Origin of the sequence: Mycobacterium sp., assembly GCF_050701675.1 — a bacterium.
GTDB lineage: Bacteria > Actinomycetota > Actinomycetes > Mycobacteriales > Mycobacteriaceae > Mycobacterium.
In genome coordinates this window covers 1-1,633 of sequence record NZ_JBOGDD010000434.1, presented here as the reverse complement: position 1 = coordinate 1,633, position 1,633 = coordinate 1, and the positions used below count along the sequence as shown (strand labels likewise).

The 1,633-nt window shown below is 61.4% G+C and carries 2 protein-coding genes; both read right to left on the bottom strand.

What is annotated here, in order from left to right:
* Positions 1-375, bottom strand: a 375-nt coding sequence (locus tag ACRDUX_RS13135) for a SulP family inorganic anion transporter (RefSeq protein ID WP_526414464.1), incomplete at its 3' end; no start/stop codon positions are given.
* A 66-nt stretch (positions 376-441) separates the two neighbouring features.
* On the bottom strand, positions 442-1,633 hold a 1,192-nt coding region (locus ACRDUX_RS13130), incomplete at its 5' end, for a DUF1214 domain-containing protein (RefSeq protein ID WP_526414463.1).

The following is a 1,633-nucleotide window of genomic DNA, read 5'->3' as shown; positions in this document are numbered from 1 at the left end:
CTTCAGCACGCCGAACACCAGCATCACCAATCCGACGACAATCGCCAAGGCCGCGACGTTCGCCGGGTCGGCGGGGTCCAGGCCCGCATCGGTCAGCACGCTGCGCGACGACAACGCAAGCGCACTGGTCAACGTCGTCACCATCAGCACCGTTCGGGCGAGAAGTGAACCGACTACGGTCGACACGACACCCGAATACAGGCCTGCCACCGGATTGAACCCGCCGATGCTTGCGTAGGCCATGCCCTCCGGGATCGAGAACAGCCCGGTGACCAAACCCGCGATGACGTCGCGGAAACGGGGTCGCCCGACAGCCGTGACTGCTGTCCGCACCCGAGCGGTCAACCGATGCGTTTCGGTCGACCCCTCACTCATTTGCTCATTGCTCCCATGCCACCGTGACCGCCAATGTACTTGTAGTCAACGGCTTTATATATACGTCTAAACCTTGGCGAAATCTCCGGGTTTGTACTTGCGATCGAAGAACTCCTGGGTGGGTCCGTACCAACGGATAAGGGAGAACCAGCCTCTGCCGGGGACTGTTCGGAGCCAGTTCTGCGCGTCATCGGGCGGTTGCGGTCCGATGTGGAAGGTGACCGAGCCGTCGTCGTTGTAGAGGAGATCGTTCATGGAGTTCAGCGAGGGATAGATCTGTTGGGCGGTGTCGACGCCGGCGGCGGTGTCGGCGTCGTACACCGTGACTGACCACAGGATGTTGGCCGGCGGGTTGGCGGGCAGGTCGATACGGTAGGTGTTCTCGCCTCTAAGATATCGGCCTTCGCTGTCTTTGTATGCGGCACCGTATTTGGCGCCCATGCCGACGATCGAGGACATCATGCCCGAGCTGATCGAATAGGCGTTGATGAACATGTGAGCCTTGGCATTGACGTCGGTGTGCCCGGTGGCGCGGTTCCGCCATTGTTCGTCGAGCAGGGTGCCCATGAAGTCGTCGAGTTCGGTCTTGGCGTGCGCCACCCAGTGCCGGTCTTCCCACCAGAGTGCATTGGCTTCGCGGTCGTAATGCGCGGCAATGCTTTTCGCCATCTTCCATGCCGTTTTGGCGGCGAGATCCAGCAGCTCACGTTGCCGATCGGTGGGCGAGAAGTCGCGGCCCTTCGCAATGCCCAGCGCCGCGAGCATGCCGTGCATGTACGGGTCTACGGCGTCGACTCGTTCGCCTTGGATCAACTCGTGGAGCTGTTCGAAAAAGCCGAAGTCACGGGGGAACAGTGCATTGGCCGGCGCGTCGGAGACGTGTTGGAATCTCATCGGCTCGGTAGGACCGTCGAGAGGATGGATGACGAGTCCTTCGACCGCCGCAACACCGGGGCTCAGATCATCCACTGAGGTGAAGAACCCTCGCTGGAAGACGAAAACGTTGTTGGTCTTGCTGGTGTAGACGAAGTAGTCGTCAGTCGCGATGTCGAGGTCATGGCCTTCGGGCACGATCAGGTACTTCGCGCCGCGGCCCTTATCCGGGCCGGGAATGCCGATATCACCGAGGTATTGCACGCCGTCGATGTTCGGGCCCGCCAGTGGGCGGTGCCAGAAGTCGTCGAGCAACCCCTGAATCTTGGGTGGAGCTTCGAGCACCAGCGGGCCGGTCTGGCTCAGATCGGCGAACCCTAGGCAG